At 70.5% G+C, this 319-nt stretch carries 1 protein-coding gene; it reads left to right on the top strand.

The features are described 5' to 3' along the window. Positions 1-319: 16S rRNA (cytosine(1402)-N(4))-methyltransferase (gene mraW / locus NET02_RS16420; protein ID WP_284058509.1), on the top strand; the 319-nt coding region annotated here is incomplete at both ends.

Raw genomic sequence — 319 nt, 5'->3', positions numbered from 1 at the left:
GCAGGCGCTGGCGGCGCAGGACGCGCGCGTGACGGTGCGGCACGAGGGCTTCGCCGCGCTGGCCGGGCTGCCGCCGGCCAGCCTCGACGGCATCCTGCTGGACTTGGGCGTCAGTTCGCCGCAGCTGGACGATGCGGCGCGCGGCTTTTCCTTCCGCCACGACGGCCCGCTGGACATGCGCATGGACCCCACGCGCGGCATCAGCGCCGCCGAATGGCTCGCCACGGCCACGGTGGCCGAGATGACGGAGGTGATTCGTGACTACGGCGAAGAGCGGTTTGCTGCACAGATTGCAAAGGCGATTGATCGTCGCCGACAG

The sequence above is a fragment of the Thermalbibacter longus genome, assembly GCF_023806485.1.
In the GTDB taxonomy this organism is placed as follows: Bacteria; Chloroflexota; Chloroflexia; order Thermomicrobiales; family Thermomicrobiaceae; genus Thermalbibacter; species Thermalbibacter longus.
This window is presented reverse-complemented; position numbering and strand designations above follow the sequence as displayed.